This window comes from Sulfitobacter guttiformis (assembly GCF_003610455.1).
Lineage (GTDB): Bacteria > Pseudomonadota > Alphaproteobacteria > Rhodobacterales > Rhodobacteraceae > Sulfitobacter > Sulfitobacter guttiformis.
Map to the genome: position 1 here is coordinate 53,987 of NZ_RAQK01000001.1, position 25,085 is coordinate 79,071.

Annotated in this window: 27 protein-coding genes and 1 tRNA gene; 16 read left to right on the forward strand and 12 right to left on the reverse strand. The window is 58.3% G+C overall.

The window, feature by feature from the left end:
• Positions 1–38: 38 nt before the first annotated feature.
• Together C8N30_RS00265 and C8N30_RS00270 are read right to left on the reverse strand one after the other, a co-directional pair.
• Positions 39–1,367: a DEAD/DEAH box helicase gene (locus C8N30_RS00265; protein WP_025062483.1), complete on the reverse strand. Its 1,329-nt coding sequence runs from the start codon at positions 1,365–1,367 to the stop codon at positions 39–41.
• A gap of 226 nt (positions 1,368–1,593) precedes the next feature.
• The gene (locus C8N30_RS00270; RefSeq protein ID WP_037968336.1) at positions 1,594–2,637 is read right to left on the reverse strand and encodes an AbrB family transcriptional regulator; all 1,044 of its coding nucleotides are present in this window, start codon (positions 2,635–2,637) and stop codon (positions 1,594–1,596) included.
• Between the two features lie 96 nt (positions 2,638–2,733).
• On the opposite strand from C8N30_RS00270, the gene C8N30_RS00275 reads away from it, so the two are divergent.
• From C8N30_RS00275 to C8N30_RS00300, 6 genes are read left to right on the forward strand one after another with little or no spacing between them, the layout of a single operon-like run.
• The gene (locus tag C8N30_RS00275) at positions 2,734–3,636 is read left to right on the forward strand and encodes a DMT family transporter (RefSeq protein WP_025062485.1); all 903 of its coding nucleotides are present in this window, start codon (positions 2,734–2,736) and stop codon (positions 3,634–3,636) included.
• A 42-nt stretch (positions 3,637–3,678) separates the two neighbouring features.
• On the forward strand, positions 3,679–4,953 hold the full coding sequence (gene eno / locus C8N30_RS00280; protein ID WP_025062486.1) for a phosphopyruvate hydratase: 1,275 nt from the start codon (positions 3,679–3,681) through the stop codon (positions 4,951–4,953).
• Positions 4,950–5,552 (forward strand): DUF7002 family protein, encoded by a 603-nt coding sequence (locus C8N30_RS00285; RefSeq protein ID WP_025062487.1) that lies wholly within the window; start codon positions 4,950–4,952, stop codon positions 5,550–5,552. Before eno ends, C8N30_RS00285 begins: the two co-directional genes overlap by 4 nt.
• The gene (locus C8N30_RS00290) at positions 5,549–6,055 is read left to right on the forward strand and encodes a GNAT family N-acetyltransferase (protein ID WP_025062488.1); all 507 of its coding nucleotides are present in this window, start codon (positions 5,549–5,551) and stop codon (positions 6,053–6,055) included. The genes C8N30_RS00285 and C8N30_RS00290 overlap by 4 nt, the downstream gene beginning before the upstream one ends.
• Positions 6,052–6,474 (forward strand): cupin domain-containing protein, encoded by a 423-nt coding sequence (locus C8N30_RS00295; RefSeq protein WP_025062489.1) that lies wholly within the window; start codon positions 6,052–6,054, stop codon positions 6,472–6,474. The genes C8N30_RS00290 and C8N30_RS00295 overlap by 4 nt, the downstream gene beginning before the upstream one ends.
• Positions 6,471–6,809 carry a hypothetical protein gene (locus C8N30_RS00300; RefSeq protein ID WP_025062490.1) on the forward strand — a complete coding sequence of 113 codons (339 nt, stop codon included), beginning with the start codon at positions 6,471–6,473 and terminating at the stop codon, positions 6,807–6,809. Before C8N30_RS00295 ends, C8N30_RS00300 begins: the two co-directional genes overlap by 4 nt.
• Here the strand turns inward: C8N30_RS00300 and C8N30_RS00305 are convergent.
• On the reverse strand, positions 6,787–7,914 hold the full coding sequence (locus C8N30_RS00305) for an anhydro-N-acetylmuramic acid kinase (RefSeq protein ID WP_025062491.1): 1,128 nt from the start codon (positions 7,912–7,914) through the stop codon (positions 6,787–6,789). The genes C8N30_RS00300 and C8N30_RS00305 overlap by 23 nt on opposite strands.
• Positions 7,915–7,983: 69 nt before the next feature.
• Between C8N30_RS00305 and tyrS the strand changes: the two genes are divergently transcribed.
• Together tyrS and C8N30_RS00315 are read left to right on the forward strand one after the other, a co-directional pair.
• Positions 7,984–9,234: a tyrosine--tRNA ligase gene (tyrS, locus tag C8N30_RS00310; RefSeq protein ID WP_025062492.1), complete on the forward strand. Its 1,251-nt coding sequence runs from the start codon at positions 7,984–7,986 to the stop codon at positions 9,232–9,234.
• Between the two features lie 57 nt (positions 9,235–9,291).
• A complete protein-coding gene (locus C8N30_RS00315; RefSeq protein ID WP_025062493.1) occupies positions 9,292–10,113 on the forward strand; it encodes a GNAT family N-acetyltransferase in 822 nt (273 codons plus the stop codon).
• 75 nt (positions 10,114–10,188) lie between these two features.
• On the opposite strand, the gene C8N30_RS00320 is transcribed toward C8N30_RS00315, so the two are convergent.
• From C8N30_RS00320 to C8N30_RS00330, 3 genes are read right to left on the reverse strand one after another with little or no spacing between them, the layout of a single operon-like run.
• Positions 10,189–11,997, reverse strand: a complete 1,809-nt coding sequence (locus C8N30_RS00320; RefSeq protein ID WP_025062494.1) for an ABC-F family ATP-binding cassette domain-containing protein — start codon at positions 11,995–11,997, stop codon at positions 10,189–10,191.
• A gap of 35 nt (positions 11,998–12,032) precedes the next feature.
• A complete protein-coding gene (locus C8N30_RS00325; RefSeq protein WP_025062495.1) occupies positions 12,033–12,755 on the reverse strand; it encodes a GNAT family N-acetyltransferase in 723 nt (240 codons plus the stop codon).
• A 40-nt stretch (positions 12,756–12,795) separates the two neighbouring features.
• Positions 12,796–13,260, reverse strand: coding sequence for an outer membrane protein assembly factor BamE (locus C8N30_RS00330; RefSeq protein WP_037967927.1), 465 nt, complete (start codon positions 13,258–13,260; stop codon positions 12,796–12,798).
• An 88-nt stretch (positions 13,261–13,348) separates the two neighbouring features.
• Here C8N30_RS00330 and C8N30_RS00335 point away from each other — a divergent pair, with 88 nt between their 5' ends.
• The 8 genes from C8N30_RS00335 (at position 13,349) to C8N30_RS00370 (ending at position 19,448) form a co-directional block, all read left to right on the forward strand.
• Positions 13,349–13,903, forward strand: a complete 555-nt coding sequence (locus C8N30_RS00335; RefSeq protein WP_025062497.1) for a YceD family protein — start codon at positions 13,349–13,351, stop codon at positions 13,901–13,903.
• Positions 13,904–14,131: 228 nt separating this feature from the next.
• Complete coding sequence (gene rpmF, locus C8N30_RS00340; RefSeq protein ID WP_025062498.1) at positions 14,132–14,338, forward strand: 50S ribosomal protein L32; 207 nt, start codon at positions 14,132–14,134, stop codon at positions 14,336–14,338.
• Between the two features lie 40 nt (positions 14,339–14,378).
• On the forward strand, positions 14,379–15,455 hold the full coding sequence (plsX, locus tag C8N30_RS00345) for a phosphate acyltransferase PlsX (RefSeq protein ID WP_025062499.1): 1,077 nt from the start codon (positions 14,379–14,381) through the stop codon (positions 15,453–15,455).
• Positions 15,452–16,423 carry a beta-ketoacyl-ACP synthase III gene (locus tag C8N30_RS00350; protein WP_025062500.1) on the forward strand — a complete coding sequence of 324 codons (972 nt, stop codon included), beginning with the start codon at positions 15,452–15,454 and terminating at the stop codon, positions 16,421–16,423. Before plsX ends, C8N30_RS00350 begins: the two co-directional genes overlap by 4 nt.
• An 87-nt stretch (positions 16,424–16,510) precedes the next feature.
• The gene (gene ihfA, locus C8N30_RS00355; protein ID WP_025062501.1) at positions 16,511–16,813 is read left to right on the forward strand and encodes an integration host factor subunit alpha; all 303 of its coding nucleotides are present in this window, start codon (positions 16,511–16,513) and stop codon (positions 16,811–16,813) included.
• A 4-nt stretch (positions 16,814–16,817) separates the two neighbouring features.
• Positions 16,818–18,146: a MerR family transcriptional regulator gene (locus tag C8N30_RS19535; RefSeq protein WP_025062502.1), complete on the forward strand. Its 1,329-nt coding sequence runs from the start codon at positions 16,818–16,820 to the stop codon at positions 18,144–18,146.
• Between the two features lie 69 nt (positions 18,147–18,215).
• Positions 18,216–18,292: transfer RNA gene (locus C8N30_RS00365), tRNA-Pro, on the forward strand.
• A 79-nt stretch (positions 18,293–18,371) separates the two neighbouring features.
• Positions 18,372–19,448: a 2'-deoxycytidine 5'-triphosphate deaminase gene (locus tag C8N30_RS00370; protein WP_025062503.1), complete on the forward strand. Its 1,077-nt coding sequence runs from the start codon at positions 18,372–18,374 to the stop codon at positions 19,446–19,448.
• 90 nt (positions 19,449–19,538) lie between these two features.
• On the opposite strand, the gene C8N30_RS00375 is transcribed toward C8N30_RS00370, so the two are convergent.
• The 6 genes from C8N30_RS00375 to argS form a co-directional block, all read right to left on the reverse strand.
• The gene (locus C8N30_RS00375) at positions 19,539–19,766 is read right to left on the reverse strand and encodes a hypothetical protein (protein ID WP_025062504.1); all 228 of its coding nucleotides are present in this window, start codon (positions 19,764–19,766) and stop codon (positions 19,539–19,541) included.
• Positions 19,767–19,824: 58 nt separating this feature from the next.
• Entirely contained in the window at positions 19,825–20,430 is a 606-nt protein-coding gene (scpB, locus tag C8N30_RS00380) for an SMC-Scp complex subunit ScpB (protein ID WP_409373588.1), read from the reverse strand.
• Between the two features lie 43 nt (positions 20,431–20,473).
• Positions 20,474–21,268 carry a segregation and condensation protein A gene (locus C8N30_RS00385; protein WP_025062506.1) on the reverse strand — a complete coding sequence of 265 codons (795 nt, stop codon included), beginning with the start codon at positions 21,266–21,268 and terminating at the stop codon, positions 20,474–20,476.
• Positions 21,261–22,280, reverse strand: coding sequence for a beta-N-acetylhexosaminidase (gene nagZ / locus C8N30_RS00390; RefSeq protein ID WP_025062507.1), 1,020 nt, complete (start codon positions 22,278–22,280; stop codon positions 21,261–21,263). Before nagZ ends, C8N30_RS00385 begins: the two co-directional genes overlap by 8 nt.
• Entirely contained in the window at positions 22,277–23,257 is a 981-nt protein-coding gene (locus tag C8N30_RS00395; protein ID WP_025062508.1) for an SPOR domain-containing protein, read from the reverse strand. Before C8N30_RS00395 ends, nagZ begins: the two co-directional genes overlap by 4 nt.
• Positions 23,258–23,331: 74 nt before the next feature.
• Positions 23,332–25,077: an arginine--tRNA ligase gene (gene argS / locus C8N30_RS00400; protein WP_025062509.1), complete on the reverse strand. Its 1,746-nt coding sequence runs from the start codon at positions 25,075–25,077 to the stop codon at positions 23,332–23,334.
• Positions 25,078–25,085: the final 8 nt, after the last annotated feature.

Genomic DNA, 25,085 nt, shown 5'->3' on the forward strand with positions numbered 1-25,085 from the left:
TTTTTTCAATCTTTCGTACGGCTGGTGTGGTTCGGCGCTCAGGCCGCACCACCTCCAGGCTTGCCCGCACCGCCACCGCTGCGCCGTCTGCGCGCGCCAGCGGGTTTCCCCGCGCCACCGCCCGCTGGTTTGGCCGCACCGCCGCCACCTTGGGGGCGACCGCCACCACCGCCGCCGCCACTGCGGCCGCGTCCGCCACGCCCTTGCTGCTTCGGCTTTGCCGGAATTTCATGGGTTTCCCAAACACGCCCCGATGCCACGGGAATCCGGATTCCCATTACCTTTTGAATGTCGATCAGTTCGGCCATCTCGTCGGGAGCACAAAACGCAATAGCAGCGCCATCCTTGCCTGCCCGCGCTGTGCGGCCAATCCGGTGGACATAGTTGTCGGGCACGTTCGGCAATTCATAGTTATAAACATGCTTCACATCCGGGATATCCAGCCCCCGCGCGGCCACATCCGTCGCCACGAGAACCGTAATATCGCCCTTCTTGAAGGCTTCGATCGCACGGTCACGCTGGCCTTGTGATTTGTTGCCGTGAATCGAGGCGGCCTCGAAACCTTCTTTCACAAGATCCTTCATAAGCTTTTCACAGCCGTGTTTTGTCCGGCCAAACACAAGTGCCCGCTCGTCCTTATGCTTTTCCAGCAGCTCCACCAGAAGGGCCTTCTTCTCCGCCTTGGCGATGAAATGCACTTCTTGTGTCACTTTGTCCGCCGCCTTGCCTGGAGGCGAGACTTCGATACGTATTGGCGACTGCAAGTAGCTGTTGGCGATTTCGTTCATCAGCTTGGGCATCGTGGCCGAGAACAGGAAGGTCTGGCGCGACTTGGGGATGACTTGCGAAATCTTGCGCAGATCATGGATAAAGCCCATGTCCAGCATCTGGTCTGCCTCGTCGAGGACCAGAAACTTTGCCTCGTCCAGACGCACAGCGCGGCGGTCCATCAGATCAAGCAAACGGCCCGGCGTCGCCACCAGAATATCCACACCAGGGTGCAAACGCTTGATCTGGGTATTAATATTCTGTCCGCCCACAACCATCGCCACCTTGATCGCTGTACCTTCGGCAAAGCTGCGCAGGTTGACGCTGATCTGTGTTGCCAGCTCGCGGGTAGGCGCCAGCACAAGACCGCGTACAGACTTGGGGTTTGGCCGCCCTTCCATCTGCAACATCTGTGCAATCAGCGGAATGCCGAAAGCTGCGGTTTTGCCGGTGCCAGTCTGTGCCAGTCCCATAACATCACGGCCATTGAGGCCATGGGGAATCGCCTGCTTCTGGATCGGTGTCGGGTCTTTCAGACCCATGGCCGCCAACCGCTTTACCAGCGAGGAAGGCAGGTCCATCATATCGAAATCGCTCATGTATAACTCTTTTTCCGCACACAGGGGTTCAAATCCCTGCATACTCATCTTCGTGGTGCGCAACAGCAGATCGCGCAGGCGGGCCAAATGCCCACATACGTCCGGTTGCGTCTGCCCCACGCGTGATTTTGGGAACAAAGGTCGGCCTTGCGTATGCGGATCAAATCCACAGCCTGCTCACGCGGCAGAAGGCACGCCTTGGACGTCACATGGGGGTTATGACCCGCTATGTCAACGGGCGATGCTGCCCTGCGCCGCTTCGCGCCATCAGCGGAAGCAGCACGCTCAGGACCATCAGGCGGGTAATGTGGCACGCAGCGACAAACCCCGGCAGGACCCCCATGACCATCCCCATCGCGATCATTGTCTCCAAGCCACCCGGCGCAAAAGCCAGCAAAACATGGGCCTGCGGCATCTCCAGCGCCCACGCCACCCCAAGGGCGGCAGCCCCCGAAAAGACAACCGCGACGCCGGTGATGGCAAGCCCTGCCCCCAGATTGCGCAGCAATTCAGCAGCCGTCACACCGGCAAACCGCGTGCCGATAAGCGCGCCCAGCACCAGATAGGATGGCATCACCAGCCAGTCCGGCATCACACCGGCCTGCACCCCGCTCAGCTGCCAAAGGCCAGCGACCAACATTGCGCCGATAAGCAAAGGCGCAGGCGTTCGCAAGTGACCGAGCCCGCGCGCAGCAACAACCGCAAGCAAGGCCAAGCATGCCAGCACCCAGATTGACCACGCCTGCCCTTGTGGCAAAACAGCGCCCGCCAGATCAATGCCCATTGCAACAGCCACAAACGGCACAACCAGCGTCAGCAGTAGCAACCGCACCGATTGCGTTACGGAGATGCGCACCACATCGCGCCCGTTCCCTTCCGCCATCGCTATTACAAAGCTCAGATGCCCCGGTGCGCCAGCAAGTAGCGCGGAATCGCGTGCAAAGCCAAAACCCCGCACAAGTACCGACCGGCAAGCCACCATCACTCCCCATGTCAAAACGGCCATGACCACAAAGGCAAGTGGCCAGCGCATCATCGTCTCCAATGCATCCGCGCTGAACCCCGCGCCCACCGTCAGACCCAGAACCACAAAACAGCTGTCACGCAGCCGCGGGGCAATATCAACGCGCAGTCCCGCGACTCCGGCAAGGCTCACGGCGACGGCTGGGCCTGTCAGCATGTGCACAGGCGCGGAAATGCTCCACGCCAGCACAGCACCAACACCAGCCACAGCAAGCGTAGCTCCAGTACGCCCTAAAGCATGTTTCACCCAATACCCGTCCATAGCCAAATCGCTACCACCCCGCCCCTTGCACAGCCAGCACGAAAGGCGCAAACCGCGCGCAACATAAAACAGGAGGCACCCATGGACAATCTGCGCGGCGCGACTCTGATGGTGCTCGCCATGTTGGGGTTTGCGATTGAGGATAGCTTCATCAAGTTGATGGGTGATGCACTGCCTGTTGGACAGATCCTTGCGATGCTTGGCGTCGGCGGCTCTGCGGTCTTTGCGATTGTAGTGCTGGGCCAGCGGCGTGCCCTGTTCGAGAAGGCGATGCTCGCGCCGCCTGTCCTGACCCGTGCCATGGGAGAAATCATCGGCACCGTCTGCTTTGTATCGGCCATTGTCTTCACCCCGCTTTCCACTGCGTCCGCTATCCTTCAGGCTACCCCGCTGGTCGTCACGCTGGGGGCTGCACTCTTCTTGAAGGAGGCGGTCGGCTGGCGCCGCTGGGCCGCGATCAGTGTGGGATTTATCGGCGTGCTCATGATTATCCGTCCGGGTCTTGAAGGGTTCTCGCCGCTATCGCTTTTTGCGGTGGGCGGGGTTTTCGGCCTTGCCCTGCGCGACATCTCCACCCGCAAAATATCCACCAGCCTGTCTTCTATGCAGCTAAGTTTTTTGGGGTTTCTGGTCCTTATCCCCGCAGGACTGATGCTCATGGGTGTCACTGGGCAATCTTTCGCGCCGTTGGATGCACGCCTCTGGGCGCTCATCGTTGCGGCCATCACCATTGGTGTCTTCGCCTATTACGGCATCGTCGCGGCCATGCGTGTGGGCGAGGTAAGTTTTGTCACGCCTTTCCGCTATTCGCGGCTCATCTTTGCGATGGTGATCGGCATGTCCTTTTTCGGCGAGCGCCCCGATGTAATGACATTGTTGGGGGGAGCCGTCATCGTAGCCTCCGGCATCTATACCGTCCTACGTGAGCGCAAACACCGGATCAAAGTCGCGGCGAGCCTTTCAAACCCCGTGAGCCGCCTGTAAGACGGGCGCAAATTCAACGACCTGCCCCAAGGATCCTCTACCATGAGCACCATCATTGACATCCACGCCCGCGAAATTCTCGACAGCCGTGGCAATCCCACCGTCGAAGTCGATGTGATCCTAGAGGATGGCACGATGGGGCGCGCTGCCGTGCCATCGGGCGCATCAACAGGCAAGCATGAGGCGGTCGAGAAACGCGACGGCGACGCGGCACGCTATTTCGGCAAAGGCGTGCTGGATGCCTGCGCCGCTGTGAACGGAGAAATCGCAGAAGCGCTGGTGGGCATGGACGTGACCGAGCAGGTCGACATTGACGAAGCAATGATCGAGCTGGACGGTACCACCAACAAATCCCGCCTTGGCGCAAATGCCATACTAGGCGTCTCGCTGGCCGCTGCAAAAGCCGCCGCAGATTATTGCACGCAGCCACTGTACCGGTATGTGGGCGGTACCTCCGCGCGCGTGCTGCCCGTACCGATGATGAATATCATCAACGGTGGCGAGCATGCGGACAATCCTATCGATATTCAGGAATTCATGATCATGCCTGTGGCGGCTGAAAACATTCGCGATGCCATCCGCATGGGCGCAGAGGTTTTCCACACACTGAAAGCAGAACTCTCCGCCGCAGGGCTGGCCACAGGCGTCGGTGACGAGGGAGGGTTTGCCCCCAACATCGGCTCCACCCGCGATGCACTTGATTTTATTATGAAGTCCATCGAAAAAGCAGGCTATAAACCCGGCGAGGATATCTACCTCGCTCTCGACTGTGCAGCGACAGAATACTATAAGAATGAGGTCTATGTCCTTGATGGTGAAGGCAGAATGTTGACATCCAACGAAAAGGTAGACTACCTCACCTCGCTGGTAAACGATTACCCCATCATCAGCATTGAGGACGGCATGTCAGAGGATGATTGGGAGGGCTGGATCGCGCTCAATGCCGCAATCGGCGACCGTGTGCAGCTGGTCGGGGATGATCTGTTTGTTACAAACCCCACCCGCCTGGCCGAGGGCATCAAGCGCCGCGCCGCCAACTCCATGTTGGTAAAAGTAAACCAAATCGGTACGTTGACAGAGACTCTTAAAGCAGTAGATATGGCCCACCGTGCAGGATTTACCAACGTCATGTCCCACCGGTCCGGCGAGACAGAAGACGCCACCATTGCCGACCTTGCGGTAGCAACCAACTGCGGGCAGATCAAAACAGGTTCGCTGGCCCGCTCTGACCGGCTGGCCAAGTATAACCAGCTGATCCGCATCGAAGAAGCACTGGGCGAAAGCGCACAATACGCAGGCCGCAGCATTCTGAAATGAAAAGAGAGGCGTTTATCAAGCTGTGCGGCGAGACGCTGTATCATGTGAGCGCCGCAACAAATGAAAACCAGATAGCGGCGCGCGGGCTAATGTCCGCCGCCGCTTTGGCCGCGCAAGCAGATATTGAACCGGCAGATATAGCACTGCGAAAGCACCGTATTATTATCGACGGGACTGCAACTCTGAACCACCAGCTGCCCTTGCTGAAAGGGCGCGCCAGAACCGCTAGCTTTCTCGAAGGGCACAGCCTCAAAACCTGGGCAATGCAGCTTGATCAGCGCGTATTCCTCGGCACTGCGACAAAACTTGACGCGCTGAAAGGCAGTTTCGAGCTTCCAACAACAGTCTTTGCGCTTGATTCCGGTCTGGTATTTGATGCTTTCGTCGACGACCTATACCTCTCGCCAATTAATAGCGGCAATGCCGACCGCCTTCCCGCCCTGCGCGGGGATTGGATATACGTACCCGCGCGTTCTTCTGTCCAAGATTTCCGTACAAACCGGCAAAAACGTGGACTTGTTAAAAACCGTGATACAGTGAGGGAAATCTCCCTCACCTGCGCCATCCCACCTGAAGTTCTTAAAAGCCTGCGTGTATGACATTGATCCGCCCTGTAACGACGTCCGCTGACCTTGATGCTGTGCGCCAGCTATGCTGGGATTACCGCAGCCACATTGCATCAGCGTCACCCCAGGATGCGAAATTGACCGAGATATTTTACCCTGTCCCGAAATATACCACGCTCATGGAAGGTCTTGCGCGGACCCATGCCCGCCCGCACGGGATGATCCTTATCGCTGTACACGACGCAATGTCCGCGGGTTGCGCCATGTCACACGCCCTGGATCCTGAAACCTGCGAGATCAAGCGCATGTATGTCACGCCACGCGCGCGCGGCAACGGGATCGCCCGCAAGCTTTTGGAGGTATTGCTCGACCAGGCCCGCAAAGACGGATTTTCGCGCGTCCAACTTGATACTTCCAAAAATCTTGTGCCTGCCCGCGCCCTTTATGCCAGTATGGGATTATCCGAACGCGGCCCTTACGGGGACATCCCCGCGATTGCCTTGCCCCATCTGGTTTTCTTCGAGGCCTCCCTATGACCGATCTCACCGCTGACGACATTATAGCCTGCCTTGACCTCGCGCCGCATCCCGAGGGCGGCCACTACCGGCAAACATGGGTTGCAACAAACAAGGGCCGCCCGTCAGGGACCTGCATCTATTTCCTGCTCAAAGCGGGCGAGCGGAGCGATTGGCACCGCGTCGATGCGACCGAGATCTGGCTTTACCATTCCGGCGCGCCGCTTGTCCTCGGTATGGCGGAAACACACAAGGGGCCTGCGCGGGATTATTTGCTGACCCCCGACCTGACCAAAGGCGCGCCACAGATCATCGTACCCGAACAACACTGGCAGCGTGCGCACACGACAGGCGCCTATACTTTGGTCAGTTGTACCGTTTCACCTGGATTTATGTTTGAGGGTTTCACGCTCGATCCCACCCTCGAAATACCCGTATGAGCAAAAAACAGACAATCGCCCTCACAGGCATCGCTCTGGTCGGCACGCTTTTCTTGATCGAACGTGCGACCAGCAGTGTCACCCTCATACCCGCGAATGTTGTGAGTGTCGCGCAAATCCCAGCCAATGACGGGCCGGACCAGTGGACCGTAACTTTCGAACTATCGAGCCGCGACGTCTTTGAGACGCAGCCGCGGTATGTTCGGCCGGACCTATCGCTGGGTGATCCGATTTGTGTGGCTGCCCGCGCCCGAAGCTGGGCAACAACCAGATATGATCTGACCGGTCAGACTTCCTGCTGGATCGGAGCTGTCACTCCGCTGCGCGGTCCGTAAGGTCAGGCACGCTCACGGTGCCCCCACCCACAGCCGCACGCACACCCGTGGTCCCTGCGCAACTGGTCGGCATTCCGCGTGCCACACGCACGGCGAGATAAGCAAAGGCCTGCGCCTCGAGCATATCACCATCAAGGCCCACCTCCTCAATCGCCACGACCGGACAGTCGAGCGAGACCTCAAGCATTTGCATCAACACCGGATTACGCCGCCCGCCGCCTGTCACAAGCACCTTTGAGGGTGCACATGGGCAATGCTGCATCGCCTCTGCCACACCTGCCGCGCACATCGCCGTCAAAGTCGCCGCAGCGTCGCTGTCTGACAACTCCCTCACCAGCGCAACAATTTCGTCAAAGTCATTGCGGTCCAGTGACTTGGGAGGCATCCGCGCGAAATATGGCTCCGCCAGAAACAACTCCAGCGCGCCGGTCTCAACTGTGCCACCGCGTGCCACAGCGCCGTCCTTGTCGTAGGCTAGCCCAAGGCGTTCCTGCATCAAATCATTCACCGGCGCATTCGCAGGACCGGTATCAAAGGCCAGCAGCGCCCCCTCCAGATGCGGCTCGGGGATGCTGGGATCGACCCATGTCAAATTGCCCACACCGCCCAGATTGAGGAAGGCCACCGGCCCGTCCGCCTTGATGTAACGCGCACAGGCATGGTGGAAAAACGGGGCCAGCGGCGCACCCTCCCCGCCCAGCTCCACGTCGGCCGTACGAAAATCCCAGACTACCGGCACGCCAAGCTCCTGCGCCAGCATCGCGCCGTTGCCCACCTGTAGGGTGCCGTGCACGCGTGGCGCATGGGCCAATGTCTGGCCGTGAAACCCGATCAGATCAACATCCGTAAAATCGCGCAATATCTCAAGGTGCGCTGCCTCAATCACCGCGGCCGCTTCTTCTACAGCATTCCCTGCCCACAGCCCGAATCCCGCAGCGATCTGTTTGCGCTCCGACGCTGAATACGCCCTGAATGAAGAGCGTCCGAAGCCCGCGATATCACGCCCGTCCGTGTGCAGTACTGCGACGTCGACACCGTCCAGTGACGTCCCCGACATCGCACCCGCAGCTGTCACCACACCTGTCTTTGCTATGGCTTTGCTCATATTCTTGTCTTTTCCTTTGGCCTTGCCCGCCCTATAGATGCCCTGCAATTCAAGCCGAGGGCAAGCGCCATGACATACCATCCCAAATCCGAATTCGTCACCGTGATGATGGAGCGTGGCTATCTCGCCGATTGCACTGACTATCAGGCACTTGACGATGCCCTTCTCAAAGGCGCACAGCCAGCCTACATTGGCTATGACGCGACCGCAAAGTCGCTGCACGTGGGTCACCTGCTCAACATCATGATGCTGCGTTGGTTGCAGAAATCGGGTAACAAACCGATCACCCTGATGGGCGGCGGCACAACAAAGGTTGGCGATCCTTCGTTTCGCGCGGATGAACGTCCGTTACTTTCCTCTGAACAAATCAACGCCAACATCGAGGGGATGCAGCAGGTTTTCGCAAAATACCTCACCTACGGTGACGGGCCCTCCGACGCGATTATGCTCAACAATGCCGAATGGCTGGACGGCCTGAACTACCTCGATTTCCTGCGCGACATCGGGCGTCACTTCAGCATCAACAGAATGTTGTCGTTTGAATCGGTCAAGTCGCGCCTCGACCGTGAGCAATCCCTGTCCTTCCTCGAATTCAACTACATGATCCTTCAGGCTTACGATTTTATGGAGCTTCACCGCCGCTACGGTTGCATCCTCCAAATGGGCGGCAGCGATCAGTGGGGCAATATTGTAAACGGCATCGACCTTACGCGCCGCGTAATAGATGGCGAGGTTTACGGCCTCACCTCACCGCTATTGACCACCTCGGACGGCAAGAAGATGGGCAAATCCCAGGGGGGCGCGATCTGGCTCAATGGCGATATGCTCTCCCCCTACGAGTTCTGGCAGTTCTGGCGCAACACCACCGATGCTGATGTAGGCAGGTTCCTAAAGCTCTACACAGAACTGCCCGTGGATGAATGCGAGCGCCTCGGAGCACTTGAAGGCTCCGAGATCAACGAAGCCAAGATCAAGCTGGCCAACGAAGTGACCGGCCTGTTGCACGGTGTAGAGGCTGCGCAGGCGGCAGAGGCGACCGCGCGCGAGGTTTTCGAGAAAGGCGGCGTCGGAGACGACCTGCCCACGCTGACGCTAACCGCGGCCGATGTGGCGGGTGGTATCTCTATCGTGCAGCTGATCGTGAAATCCGGCCTTGCCGGATCGGGCAAAGAAGCCAAGCGCCTGATTACCGAAAACGGTGCGCGCCTCAATGACGAGCCCCTCACCGATGCTTCGTTGATGATTGACGCCTCCGCACTGGCAACGCCGATCAAACTGTCGGCAGGTAAAAAACGTCACGCTCTTATCCAGCTTGGGTAATTATGAAGGGGGGCATCGGTTAAGCCCCCCTTAACCACAGCGGGCGCATCGTCTTGCATGTTTGACGCGAATCCGCCGCCCGCCTCCCATGCCTTGATGCAAGATCGCGCTTTTGCCGCTGCGCTCCGGCTGTGCGGCGAAGAGCCGGTGATGCTATCCTCAGGCTTGCTATTGCTCAACCGGCGGATTCTAGGCCTACGGGTTTTGATGCTGCCTCGTGCGCTGCCACCGCCAGATTTCTACGTCCAGCTTGGGCAGGCGGGACTACACCGTCGCCCGCTAATCCTGTCACCAGACGCACCGCATTCTGTCAATGGAGCATGCGAAATCGCTGCGCCCCGCTGCCTATTTAACCTTGATCTGACCCCGACCAAACCGGCCCGCCGCGCCAGATTGCATCAAAACTGGCGCCATCAGCTCGGGCAGGCCGAGCAGGGACCTTTACGCGTGCTGCAACGCCCGATGACAGCCGATCACCCGCTGCTGGCCCTTGATACTGCGCAGTCACGCAAAAGGCGCTACAGAAACTGGCCTGGCGCGCTTACCTCAGCCTTTGTTACCGTCGCACCGGATCAGAGCCAGCTGTTCACTGCGATGTTGCGCGGTCATCCTGTTGCCCACATGCTGATTCTGACACATGGCAGCCGCGCAACCTATCACATCGGCCATACGACCCAACAGGGGCGCAGCCTGCATGCGCACAATCTGCTGCTGTGGGAGGCTATGACGGTGCTTGCGGAGCGCGGCATAACCACCCTGGACCTCGGGCCGACGACAACTGCGCAGATCGACCGTTTCAAACGGCGCACAGGAGCAATATCACAGCCAACGGGCGGCACGTGGTTCCGCTGGACACCGTTTGCGCGGCGCAATGATTAAGGTAGCTACTCACAATTCAGATATTTGCAGCCAAAATTCACAGGGAATCTCCGCGGAGCATCCATTCCCCTATCTTCAGCTGTTCGCTTTCTCTTCCAGCATCAGCCATTCTTCTTCGGCGTCGCTGAGTTTTTCATGCCGCTGAACAAGCGCATCACTTGCCTTCTGGAACTTCGCAGGCTGCTCGGTAAAGAGTGCCGGATCGCTCAACAGTTCTTCCAGCTTTGCGATCTCCGCGCCAATGCGCTCGATCTCTGCTGGTAGGGCTTCAAGGCGATGCTTCTCGGTAAAGCTGAGACCTGATTGGGACTTTGTTTCCTTGACAGCTTTTGCGCCGGTGGTTTTTGATTTCACAACACTATCCGCGAAATCTTCCATGCCGCGCTGTGCAAGATAATCCGTCCAGCCACCTGCATATACGGTTGCTTTGCCATCGCCTTCCATCGCGATGGTTGTGGCAGCGACACGGTCGAGGAAGTCGCGGTCGTGGCTTACCAGAATGACGGTACCGTCATAGCTGCCCAGCAATTCCTGCATCAAATCAAGGGTTTCTACGTCCAGATCATTTGTCGGCTCGTCAAGCACCAGAAGATTGCTCTCCCGCGCCATCAGCTTTGCCAGCAACAATCGCGCCTTTTCACCACCCGACAAGGAGCGTACGGGCGCACGCGCCTGCGCTTCGTCGAACAGGAATTCTTTGAGATAACCGACGACATGTTTGGGATTGCCGCGTACCAGAATCTGGTCTGCTTTACCAGAGACCCGCATATCGGGATCACCTGTCAAACTGTCCCACAGGGTCATATCCCCGTCGAGTTGCGCGCGCGCCTGATCAAAGAGGGCCAGCGCCAGATTGGTCCCGATCTTGACCTCTCCGGTATCGGGTTGCTCCTTCCCGATCAGCATGTTCAGGAGCGTGGTCTTACCCACGCCATTTGGCCCGACCAGTGCAATCCGGTCTCCGCGATTCACTTGTAAAGAGAAATCGCGCAAGATCACCTTGTCGCCGTAAGACTTTGTTATATTGAGCGCTTCCATGACCTTTCGGCCGGATTTAGGTCCCGCTTCCAACGCCATTGCGGCGGTGCCTTGCCGCGTAATCTGGCTGCTGCGTTCAGCGCGCAATTCCTGCAGGGCGCGCACACGCCCCTGATTGCGCTTGCGCCGCGCCGAGATCCCCTCGACCGCCCACCGTGCTTCCGCTTTGATCTTGCGGTTCAACTTGTGGCGCTGCATGTCCTCTTCTTCCCAGATCGTGTCACGCCATGCCTCGAAGCCCTGAAAACCAATTTCCTGACGGCGTACTTCGCCGCGGTCGATCCACAAGGTGGCACGCGTCAGCGCGTTTAGAAACGCGCGGTCGTGAGAGATAATAAGATATGCTGCGCGGGTCGATTTAAGCTCGCCTTCGAGCCATGCAATCGCTTCGATATCAAGGTGGTTGGTCGGCTCGTCGAGCAGCATCAACTCAGGCTCGAGTGCCATCAAACGTGCAAGTGCCGCACGGCGCCGCTCACCACCGGAGGCAGTCGCAACAGGCCGCTCGGGATCGAACTTGAGGCCCTCGCCTGCCCGCTCGACCTTGTACAACTCACCCGGATCAAGGCCGTGTGAGGCGAAATCGCCAAGCGTCTCGAACCCTGATAAATCCGGGTCCTGTTCCATATAGCCGACTGTCACACCCGGCCCTGCGGTGATGTCGCCCTTGTCGGCCTCCACCAGTCCGGCCATCACCTTCATCAGCGTCGATTTGCCAGAGCCGTTACGCCCCACCAATGCCAATCGGTCCCCTTGCTGGATGACCAGCCCGAGGTTTTCAAATACAGGATCACCGCCAAAAGTAAGGGCGATGTCGGAGAGCTGGAGAAGGGGTGCGCGTGCCATGCGTGTCGCCTACTGCGGCCCTGCGGAAACGTCAATCAGACAAGTGCACGAAGGCGGCTTTTCCGCGCAGGCGGGATCGCCCCAATCTCCAGCGCAGTAAAAACATGCAGGGTGTTCATGGCGCGGTCTATCACTGCGTGGTCGCTGACCCAGCCCCCCATCATCAGATAGGTGCGCAGCAGCGGCGGCAGGGCCGCTGTGGCCCTTGCAAGATCAGGCGTGCGGCGCAAGCGCATACCAAACCGGTAGACATCGTCCGATGCGACCTGCGGGATCCATCGTGCAGGCCCAAGATGGCGTGCCTTCAGCAGGGCAAAAGCGTCAAGATAAGGCGCAGGATCCGTTCCGGAAAAGGAAGAACAGCCAAACAGCATTTGTACGCCATTGGTATCAACAAATGCCGTGAGTGCCGCCCATGCAATGCGCAGAATGTCGGGATCAACATGATCGGGGTGGATGCAAAAGCGCCCCAACTCCAGCATCGTGCCCTGAAACTCGCGTAGCGCAGTCAGGTCATAATAGGTGGCCGCATAACTTTTTTGCAGATCGGCCCCCGCGAATACCGCCATACGGAACGTTGCAACCAAAGCGTCTGTATCGTGCGACCGCACCATGACGTGACTGGCCTGCGCATCAAACGCATCTGCCGTTCCGCCAGCCATGCCAAAGCACAGACCGCGCAATTCAAACGCGGCTTCCATGTCGGCCGCGCTTTGTACAAGGCCAACAGTATATTTACCTTTGGTGAGGGGTGTCATCGAGAGCCCACTGCGCGCAAAACCGCGCAGGTCAATACGATCAGCCTGCAAGGCCTGCGGGGTTAAAGCGCCCGATATTGCCCAAAAGCTGGCGGATAAAGCTGTTGTCGGAAACGCCCGAAGACGTCACACGACGCGTAAGCGGCACAACCTGCCCACGCTCAAGCCCGAATGTCTCAATATTGCTGACAACACCGGCACTGTCAAAACTGATCGCAAGAACCTCGCGCTCGATTTCTTTGGGTGCCAGCGCGCCGAATGTCCGCTTACGGCTGCGCACATAGTAAAAGCCGCTCTCGTTCACGACACCAGCCGTCGAGGGCGCGCCGATGCTCTCTTCTACAGATGCGCGCGTATCAACGCCCACTGTAATCTGCTCAAGATCTTCGGCAGGCGGGATATAACCGTGATTTTTAAATTGGGGCGCACAGGCCGAAACCGCGCCTGCAACCGCAGCCACCAGTAGCGCACGCCGCAGAATGCTCGTGTTTATCGTGATACCCATGGTAGTGCCCCTTGCCCTCAGCCTGTATGGCTTTTATCTCGCATATACCAAATCCGCCCCATGGTTCAAGAATTGAAAGCACATATACATGTCGCCCACACCTCCCACGGCCACCAGCTTGCGGGTAGCGAGCCTCTCGCAGACCGCGCCGACCCCGTTCTCGCTGCGCCCCGGCGCACCCGCCCTTGCCGCGATCGCAGAGGCGTTGGCGCTGAGCGGACTGCGAAAACTATCGTTTGAAGGCACGTTACGGCCCCTTGGGGACAGTGACTGGCAGCTCAAAGGGCGCTTGGGTGCGACAGCGACCCAGCCTTGTGTTGTCACACTCGAGCCCGTGGTCACACGCATTGATACGGATGTCATGCGGGTGTTTATTCATGATTACGTAGATATAGACGCCCCCGAAGCCGAGGTCCCAGAAGACGACAGCGTCGAGCCGTTGGGCGCATGGATTGACCCGGCACAGATAATGGAAGAGGCGCTGGCCCTTGCGCTGCCGGAATATCCCCGCAAGCAAGAGGGCGAAACGACACCCCTGCGCGTCACCGAACCTGGCAAGACCCCGATGACGGACGAGCAGGCACGCCCCTTCGCAGGGCTTGCAGCCTTTAAACAACAGCTCGAAGAGGATAATGACACCTAAGCGAGGATCATTAGATACGCCCCCCGCAGTGCTCCGGTAGATTGCAGGCAAATTCCGGCTTGAAATGCCATGTTCGGGCAGTAATTCGCGCCTCTTGGCTCAATTAGCGTTGGACAAGCGAGCGCCACTTGCCTAAACGCACGACACGCCCGTACGGGAGTTGACATGAAACCTAGGCCCGACGCAGCCGATCTGCGCACCATGGCCCCGAATACAAAGGCACCTGATATGGCTGTCCAGCAGAATAAAGTCTCCAAATCGCGCCGCAACAACCGCCGCTCACACGATTCGCTCACCGCAGCGAACCCGAACGAGTGCACGAACTGCGGTGAGCTGAAGCGCCCGCACCATGTATGCTCGGCCTGCGGTCACTATGCAGACAAAGAAGTTGTTGCCCAAAACGACGAGATTGATCTCGACGAAGACGCAGCATAAGCTTCGTATAAGCAATAACAACTAAAGGCATGCACACCAAATGACGGCCCCGACCGATCATAAACGTGCTGCCGCCCGCACCCTGATATCGGTTGATGCGATGGGTGGCGATCAAGGACCGGCAGCAGTTGTTGCCGGTTGCCTTATTTCGGCCAAAGCCAACCCTGATATCTCCTTTATCCTCCACGGCTCCGAGGCGGAGTTGAAGGCGCTGGTGAGCAAGCACCCCATTCTGGACAACCGCACCACGATCCGCAACGCGGTGGGTGTAGTGACCATGGAAGACAAGCCAAGTCAGGTCGTACGCACGGGCAAGGACACTTCAATGTGGTCCGCCATCGAATCTGTGCGCACCGGAGAGGCGGCAGTAGCAGTGTCATGCGGTAATACCGGCGCACTGATGGCGCTGTCGATGATCCGACTTCGCAAGCTTCCTGGCGTGAACCGCCCCGCGATTGCGGTCCTCTATCCTTCCTCGAACAAGCAGGGCTTTAATGTCATGCTCGACGTAGGCGCGGATATCAAGGCAGATGCCGACGATCTGCTGCGGTTTGCGCTGATGGGTATGTCATATGCACGCAACGGTCTGGACGTGGCTCGCCCGCGTATCGGGCTTTTGAACGTAGGCACAGAGGAGCATAAAGGTCGCATCGAGCTGAAAGAAGCCCACGACCTGATTCGCGACCACGCCCGTGAGGCCGCATTCGATTTTGTAGGCTTCGTGGAGGGTGGCGACATTTCCGGCAACAAAGCCGATGTTATCGTGACAGACGGCTTCACTGGCAATATTGCCATCAAAACCGGAGAAGGCACGGCCAGCCTGATCGGCACCCGCCTGCGGGAAGCTTTCAAATATTCACTGCTGTCGCGTCTGGCATCTGTGCTGGCTTACACCTCGCTCATGCGGTTGCGCCTGAAGATCGACCCGCGCCGGGTAAACGGCGGCGTGTTTCTGGGGCTGAACGGAACAGTAGTAAAATCGCACGGTTCTGCCGATGCCACAGGCATTTCAGCGGCGATCAAACTGGCCGCGCAATTGTCCCAGAACGGTTTCAACGACAAGCTGGCCGCCCGTGTTGCTGCTGCCTTGCCCAGCGAGGAGCAAGCCCCCGAATGACCCTGCGCGCAGTTGTAAAAGGTGTCGGCCACTATTTGCCCGTACGCATCGTCGAGAATGCCGAATTCGAGGCAACGCTGGACACCAATGACGAATGGATCCGCGCCCGTTCGGGCATTGAGCGGCGGCACTTCGTTGGGCCCGATGAGACAACAGCCAGCATGGCCACCTCGGCCGCCCAGGACGCCCTCGAGATGGCAGGCTTGAAGCCTGACGATATTGACGCGGTGATCGTAGCCACCTCGACGGCCGATCTAACCTTTCCCTCTGCCGCGACGATGGTACAGGCGCAATTGGGCATGAAACGCGGCTTTGCTTTTGATATTCAGGCCGTTTGCGCGGGATTTATCTTTGCCCTTAGCAATGCTAATGCACTCATCCTTTCGGGACAGGCAAAGCGCGTACTTGTGATCGGGGCCGAAACGTTCAGCCGCATCATGGACTGGACCGACCGAGGCACCTGTGTGCTGTTCGGCGACGGTGCAGGCGCACTGGTGCTTGAGGCTCAGGAAGAAGCAGGCAGCACAGCTGACCGCGGTATTTTGTCCACTGACCTCAACTCCGACGGTACACAGCGGGATCTATTGTACGTCGATGGCGGCACGTCAACCGGCACCACAGGGTATCTCCGGATGCAAGGCAATCAGGTTTTCCGCCACGCCGTTGAAAAACTGAGCCAGACAGCCACCACTGCTATGGAGATCGCAGGCGTAAGCAGCACCGACATCGACTGGGTCGTACCCCATCAGGCCAACATCCGCATTATTCAGGGCACCGCCAAAAAGCTGGGTCTTCCGATGGAAAAGGTTGTTGTGACTGTTCAAGACCACGGCAACACCTCTGCTGCTTCGATTCCGCTGGCGTTATCGGTGGGCGTGGCACGCGGCCAGATCAAACAGGGCGACCTCATCGTGACCGAAGCGATTGGCGGCGGCCTTGCATGGGGTGCGGTGGTCCTGCGCTGGTAACGATTGCGGATTTGCGCGGGTGCCTCAGTGTAGTTGTTGACTTAATCAACTGATCTGGCCAAACTATTGGGAAATATGGGGGAAGTTATGACGTCTAACACACTTACACGGATGGACCTGAGCGAAGCAGTATTTCGCGAGGTCGGGCTTTCGCGTAACGAAAGCGCACAACTGGTCGAAACAGTCCTCGAAGAAATGTCCGACGCGCTGGTGCGCGGTGAGCAGGTGAAAATCTCCTCTTTCGGAACATTCTCCGTGCGTGCGAAATCTGCCCGTATCGGTCGTAATCCAAAAACAGGTGAGGAAGTTCCGATCAATCCACGCCATGTTCTGACCTTCCGCCCCTCCCATCTGATGAAGGACCGTGTCGCGGACGGTAACAAGTCCTGAACTGATGCCCAAATCGCCTGACGCATTCCGCACAATCTCAGAAGTTGCCGACTGGCTCGGCATTCAGGCGCATGTCTTGCGCTTTTGGGAGAGTAAATTCACGCAAGTGAAGCCTATCAAACGCGCGGGTGGCCGACGGTATTACCGGCCCGTGGATATGCAACTGTTGGGCGGTATCCGAAAACTATTGCACGACGATGGTCTTACCATCAAAGGCGTTCAAAAAATCCTGCGCGAAGAAGGCATGAGCTTTGTCGCGGCCTTGTCAGAGCCGTTGGACGATGCCGATGCTGAAAGCTACGTGTCCGCGCCTGCTGCCCCCCCTCCGCGCGCACGCAAAGCGCCCGAGCCCGAGCAGGCGGTTGTATTGCCCTTCGAGATGCCAAAAGAAAGTCAGCGTCCCGCAGAAAAGGCCAAAATAGACAAAGAGACCAAGGCGATGCCTTCGCCCGTGGCTCCGCCAGAACAAGACTCATCGGCAGAAGGGTCACCGCAACACGATGATACCCATGTCGGAGAGACTACCGACGCGTCCGAATTAATGCGCACATCCACTGACACGCCCGCAGACGCGGGTTCAAGCGACGCGGACAGCAAAGATGCAGTAGATGCGCCGGAACCAGAACCTGCGGTGGATACTGCGCCGGTAGCTGAAGAACAGACAGTAGACGCCGCCGTGGCCGAAAAAGCTGCTCCTGCACTTGAAGAGGAAGCGGCTACAAAAACTTGGGAGAATGAAGAAGCCGAGCAGAGTGAACCTTCGCAAGACTCCGATGCGGCATCGAAATCTGAAATCGCGGCAAAGGTAGAGCCGGAGATTGAAACAGGCACTACCGATGATGAGAACACAGCTGCCGAAGATCCGGAAGATGCGGCGCCGTCAGAGAGCGTAGAAACAGCCGAATTAATGTCCGTTAAAACAGAAATCGCACCCCTGCCCTCCTTCCTCCGCAAACCGGTAGATGAGCCGGCGGCCTCTTCAAAAGATACCTCCGACGACGATGGCGATCCAGCGCCAGATCAAAGCGCCGAGCCCTCTGCGCCTTCAAAGACGCCAGAGCCGGAGCCAACCAAACTAGAGGATTCAGAAGTCGCGGCGACGGAGGACGCACAGCCAATAGAGGCGCCCCGCCCCAAAGCACGCGATATCGGCATGCCCGATATTACTCCCGAGGGCGAGATCCCAGCGCAGCCAGCTGCCTTAAGCTACGCCAGCCGCATGCGTCAGGTAGATCCCGCCACAGCGCAAAAATTACAGCCCCTCGTGTCGCAATTGGCCGCATTGCGCGACCGGATGGCTGCGCGCACTGGTGGCGCACATCCTAAATCCTGACACCACGGTGAAAATGGGTGCGATTGCCTCTTGCACCGCCCTGCCTATGCGGTATGAACACGCCATGTTCGGGCTATGGCGCAGCCTGGTAGCGCGTCCGTCTGGGGGACGGAAGGTCGCAGGTTCGAGTCCTGCTAGCCCGACCAACTTATACGCAAAACGCTCGCATCCCCTCGGGTGCGGGCGTTTTGCACATCTAAAGACCCAAAACCGGAAGGACCTCCCATGCCCGGCGTGATCCCAAACCAACAGCTTGAAACAATGATCGCCAGCGGTGTCATTTACGCCGATCCCGCAGTGGACCGCGCCCAAATACAGCCCGCCAGCCTTGATCTGCGCCTTGGAACGGTTGCCTACCGCGTGCGCGCCTCGTTTCTTGCGGGGCATGGTGCAAAAGTTGCCGACAGGCTGGAAGAGTTCGAGATGCACCGCGTTGACCTGACCAATGGTGCGGTCCTCGAAAAAGGGGCCGTTTATGTGGTGCCGCTGATGGAGCATCTGGCGTTGCCCCAAAACGTGAGCGCTGTTGCAAATGCCAAAAGCTCGACGGGACGCCTTGATCTGCTAACCCGCACGATCACCGATGGTGGCACCGAATTTGACCGCATCGGCGCAGGCTATCACGGCCCGCTTTACGCTGAAATTTGCCCTCGCTCGTTTTCGGTACTCGTGCGCCCCGGGATGCGCCTCAACCAGATAAGATTTGGCACCGGCAATGCCGTCCTTAACGATGATGCACTGCGCGCGCTTCATGCTCAGACACCACTGGTCAACGGTCCTGCGGTGATAGACGACGGTCTGGGATTCTCTGTCGATTTGCGGTTGGCAGGCACCACTCTTGTCGGCTACCGCGCAAAACCGCATACCGGTGTGATCGATCTTGACCGGATCGGTCATTACGCTCCCGCGCAGTATTGGGAAGAGGTCCACAGCGACAATGGCCAGATCATTCTTGACCCCGGAGCATTCTATATTCTGGTGAGCCGCGAGGCTGTAACCATTCCACCGGAATATGCCGCGGAAATGGCGCCCTACCTCGCCATGGTCGGTGAATTCCGCGTACATTACGCAGGCTTTTTCGACCCAGGGTTTGGTTATGACGCAGCGGGCGGGACCGGATCACGCGGAGTTCTGGAGGTGCGCTGCCATGAAGCGCCTTTTGTACTGGAGCACGGCCAAATCGTCGGGCGTCTGGTCTATGAGCGTATGGCTGAGGCCCCTACCCAGCTTTATGGTGCGGGCATCGCATCGAATTACCAAGGTCAGGGTTTGAAGCTGTCAAAGCATTTCAAAGCGCCCTAAAATGCTATGACAGGGTGTTATCTCAATCCCCGCCTCAGTACTTCAGGAAAATTGGACAAAGGCGGAGCGCTCTTAACCGCGCAATAGCTGTCAGCCTTTATTGTTACTCTCCCGTTTGGCGCGGCGGGCGGCGCGCACTTCTTGCTGGCTCGGGCCGCGCTGGACAGGATTACCGTAATCGTCGATCTCGCCCTTGGGCTGCTGCTGCTGTTTACGCCCGTTGCGCATCGAGGAAGCTTTGTTAATGCCCGCGTCGATACCTTTGCTCATGACTTTGCGCATGATGATACGCAGGAACATGTTGATGATCTGGTTCATGGTGATCTCCACATCTGATTTGTTGCCAATATAGGGACAATTGCGGCATTTTTAGGGATTAGTCTTCGAAAAGCTCGCTCTGGCCCTCGGTGCTTTCGGGTTCGTCCTCGCCATCTCCTACTTGTGGCAAAAGCCCCAAGGGCGGGCGGTTTTCAAGCAGACCCGCAGAGCGCAGTTCCTTGAGACCGGGTAGATCACGCGCACTCTCAAGGCCAAAATGATCAAGAAAAGTCTCGGTTACCACAAAAGTTACCGGTCGGCCCGGTGTCATCTTGCGGCGCCCAAAGCGGATCCATTCCAGCTCAAGCAGTTGGTCCACCGTCCCGCGGGAGACGGAGACGCCGCGAATTTCCTCAATCTCGGCGCGGGTGACGGGTTGGTGATAGGCAATGATCGCAAGCGTCTCGATCGCAGCACGGCTGAGTTTGCGTACTTCTACCGTTTCTTTCTGCATGAGAAAGCCCAGATCGGCGGCTGTACGCAAGGCGTAGGCATCACCGATCTTCATAATCTGCACACCGCGCCCGTCGTACCGTTTGCGCAGGTGCACCATTGCCTCGGCGGCATCACAGCCATGCGGCATCCGCGCTTCAAGCTCACGGAGAGTGACAGGTTCAGCGCTGGCAAAGAGCACGGCTTCGATCATGCGCTCCTGCTCGGCCATGGGAGGCGCGTCAAACAGGCTTTCCTCTTTATCCTCCACCTTTTCAACCACGTTCATTTTCCCTTTTTCGCAGCTGGATCGGCGCGAAACTCTCTGATTGGCGCAGCTCCAGATGTCCTTCCTTAACCAGCTCCAGCGAGGCCGCGAAAGTGGCGGCCGTAGCGGAGCGGCGCTTGACCGGATCGATCTCCCATCCTTCGGGCAGAAAGCTCATCAAATCGCCCCAGTCACCCGCAAAGCCGATCAATCCGCGCATCCGCGCCAATGCCTGCTCCATTGTGTAGACACTTTCGCGGTCCATCACAAAGGGGCGGAAGTCGTCACGGGTCCGGATGCGTGCATAGCCCTGCATCAGATCCAGCAGCGTGGCGGTGTAGCGCACATTGCGAACCCGTTCGACCATCTGGGTCTGACCGCGAACAAAGAAATCACGCCCTAACTGGTCACGCCCCATAAGACGCGCGGCGACATCGCGCATCGCGGCCAGACGCTCAAGCTGGAAGGCCAGATGAGCGGCAAGCTCCTCGCCCGAGGGCCCTTCCTCAGTCGGGTCAGGGGGCAGCAGCAAACGCGATTTCAAAAAGGCGAGCCATGCGGCCATCACCAGATAGTCGGCGGCAAGTTCCAGGCGCAACGCCTTTGCCTGCTCCACAAAAGCGAGGTATTGCCGCGCCAGCTGCAGCACAGAGATTTTGCGCAGATCTACCTTTTGTGTTCGGCTGAGGGTCAGCAGCAAATCAAGCGGGCCCTCGAACCCGTCCACATCAATGATTAACGCCTCGGCGGCCAGCCGGTCAGCAACCGTCGCGGCGTCTTGGTCGAATATGTTTTCAGCCATTCACACCCTCGCCCAACAGCGCCTTAAGCTGCGCATCAAGGGCGGGAATGTCAATATCATCGGGTGTCTGGCGGTAACTGAGCGCCCGCAAGGCACGGCGTTGCGCCGCATCGGTCATCTCGCCCGCAGCGGCAGCGACCTGCGCCCGCTCGGCCAGTGTGCCATTGCAATGGAGGATCACGTCACAGCCTGCGGCAAGAGCATCGCGGCTCAACCCATCCAAGCTGCCCGAGAGAGCTTTCATGGAGATATCATCCGTCATAATCAGATTATCAAACCCGATATCCTCGCGGATGACCCCCATCATGCGGGCAGACAGGGTGGCAGGCACCGCATCAACAGCCCCATAGACCACATGCGCGGTCATCCCCATCGGGGTGTCGCGCAGTGCCTTGAACGGGGCAAAATCAACGCGATCAAGTTCATCGCGGGTGGCATAAACATGAGGCAACTCGAAATGGCTGTCAGCCGTGGCACGGCCATGACCGGGAATATGTTTGATTACGGGCAAAACGCCCCCTGCCAGCATACCGTCATTTGCCGCCTGCCCCATAAGGGCGATGTTTCCTGCGTCGGTTCCGTAGCAACGGTTATAAAGGAATTCATGGGTTTTTGGCCCCGGGACATCAACCATAGGCGCGCAGTTGCTGTCGATACCCAGTGCGAAAAGCTCATGGGCGATCAGGCGAAACCGGATGTACATGGCTTTGGCGGCGTTATCACCAGCAGCCTGCACAAAATTCATGGGTTGTTGCCATTCGCGCCATATGGGCCCTCGTAACCGCTGAACGCGGCCGCCCTCCTGATCAATTGTAATTGGCGCATTGTGCCCTGCCGCCTCACGCAGTTCATCGCACAACGCCCGCACCTGATCAGGCGTCCCGATATTGCGGGCAAACAGAATGAAGCCAAACGGCGTTACATCGGCAAACAGCGCCTTTTCCTCGGCCGTCAGACGGAGCCCTTCAGCGTCAAGAATTGTTGCGCCAAACCGCGCAGCGCTCAGGCTCACCGTGTCACCACGGGAATGCAATCGACACTTTCGGCAACCAGTGCAGAACAGAAGCGACGTGCGTCACCGATGTCCTCGAACCCATGCGCGCGCAAGCGGTAGAACGTCCGACCACCGGACTTCGCCTCCATCACGATCCGCTGCTTGCCTTCCATAAACGGAGCAAAACGCGCGCTGAGCTGGCCCCATTGAGCGCGGGCAATCTCGGGGGTGTCAAACGCGCCTAGCTGGACCAAACGGGTCCCTACCGGAAGCGAGGCGGCTTCAAGCTCGGTCGTTGACGCGGAAGCCGCAGCCGGAACCACCATCCCTCCACTGTCAGTCCCTGCGTTGATGGAGGCACGCGCAGGGCGCTGTGACGGACGCAAGGAGACGGACATTCCGTCACCTTCCAGCACTTCCGGGGCATCTTGGACATCTGGCACGGCAACGGATGCCAAAACCGGCAGACTCTCGTCTTCCGTTGCCTCCATCGGCATGATGCCGTCTGTCAGCTGCGCAACAAGGCTGTCGACTGAACCACTTTCAAGGGCAGATGCGATATCTTCGGCGGCAGGTGCTTGAGTTACATCTGACGATTCGTCTGCAGAAACCTCCTCGAAATCAGCCATAGGCTGGTCTTCGTCAATTAGATCGATGGGCTGGGGCGCGAGCCGGACTTGCTCGGTTACCTCGTCCGCAGCGCCGAGGGCTGTGACAGTATTGACCGACAGGCCCTGATGCTCTGCCAGGGTGCCACCCGGCTCTTCGGGCCGCACGCGCATCTCCCCCGCGGCGGCGCGCACAACAGGTATACCGCTCACGTCCCGCACCAAAAGTTTATAACCCCAGATACCGATACCGACGACCAGCGCCAGAGACACAGCAGCACCGGTAAAGTTCGTCAGTTTGCCCACGGCCTGCCCCCGCGGAATTGCATACTCGGGGTGCAAGTGAGGAGCAAAGCCCCCCTGGGGGTTTTGTGTGTAGTCTGCCATCGTCGCCTCTCTGCCCGCGCAGTACATTGCCGCGTGGATCTTATGTCAGTGTCCTGCTTGCCTACGCCGGCTGCTTAGCGCATCTCTTCCGAAGGTGTGACGCCAAGGATACCCAAGCCTGACGCAATTACAATCGCCACGGCCCTTGCAAGCGCAATTTTCGCCTGTGATGTTGCACGATCGTCCTCTTGTATGAACCGCAGTCCGGTCTCGGAGTTTCCAAGCGCCCAGAAGCCATGTAAATCGCCTGCTAATTCATAGAGATAGAAGGCAATTCGGTGTGGCTCATTACTGCGCGCAGCTGTCTCTACCAGACGAGGCCATTCTGCAACTTTTCTGAGCAAAGCCAGCTCTGCATCGTGATCGAGCTTCCCCAGATCCGCAGTTTTCAACGCCGCATCGCTCACGTCGATGCCCGCCTCTGCGGCCTTGCGCAGTACACTTGCGACGCGGGCATGGGCATATTGCACGTAAAACACAGGGTTTTCGCGCGATTGCTCCTTCACTTTGTTGAAATCGAAATCCAGCGGGGCGTCATTCTTGCGGGTGAGCATGACAAAGCGTGTCACGTCCTTGCCCACTTCCTTGATCAGATCACTGAGCAGGACGAAATTGCCTGCCCGCTTGGACATCTTGAACTCTTCGCCGTTCTTGAACAGCTTCACCAGCTGCGTCAGCTTTATATCGAGCGGGACAGACCCGCCCGAGAGAGCGTAAACTGCCGCCTTCATCCGTTTGACATACCCGCCGTGGTCAGCGCCAAAGACGTTAATCAGCTGGTCATAACCGCGCTCGACCTTGTCATTGTGGTAGGCGATGTCAGGTGCGAAATAGGTCCATGTTCCATCGTTCTTCTGGATCGGGCGGTCCTGATCATCGCCGAACTCGGTGGATTTGAACAAGGTCTGCTCGCGGGCCTCGTAGTCATCCGGCAGTTTGCCCTTTGGCGGCTCTAGGGTGCCACGATAGATGAGCCCCATATCATCAAGCTTTTTAAGACAGGCCTCGATCTTACCGGTATTATACAGCGATTTCTCCGAAAAGAACCGATCCATTTTAACGCCCAGCAATGCCAGATCCTCGCGGATCAGCTCCATCATCTGGTCCGTGGCAAAGTTACGGATCGGGATCAGCCAGACATCCTCGGCCTCGTCGAGATATTTATCCCCGACCTCGTCTTTAAGCTTTTGACCGACCGGCACCAGATAATCGCCGGGATATGTCCCGTCGGGGAATGCCACCTTCTGCCCGTGTGCTTCCTGATAGCGCAGGAAAACAGACCGCGCCAAGGCGTCGATCTGGTTACCGCCATCGTTGATGACGTATTCGCGGGTCACATCCCAACCGGCAAAGGCCAGCAGGCTCGCCAATGCATCGCCGAACACCGCCCCACGCGTATGGCCGACATGAAGCGGCCCTGTGGGATTTGCAGAAACGTATTCGACGTTCACGGATTTGCCCGCGCCCAGCGTCCCGCGACCATAGTCGGTACCAGATGCAAGCACGGATGCGGCGACACCCTGCCAGACCGCAGGCGCCAACCGCAGATTCAAAAAGCCGGGTCCCGCCACCTCCGCAGAGGTGATACGCGGATCATCCGCCAGATGTACCGCGAGCTTTTCAGCGATATCACGCGGCTTCATACCGGCAGGTTTTGCCAGCACCATCGCCGCGTTGGTTGCCATGTCACCGTGCGACGCATCGCGCGGTGGTTCTGCCGTCACGTTGTCAGTGATCAAACCACGGGGAAGATCGCCTGCGGCGACCATGGCATCAAGGGCGGTCAGAACGAGGGAACGGATATCGGCAAAAAGGTTCATTGAAATGC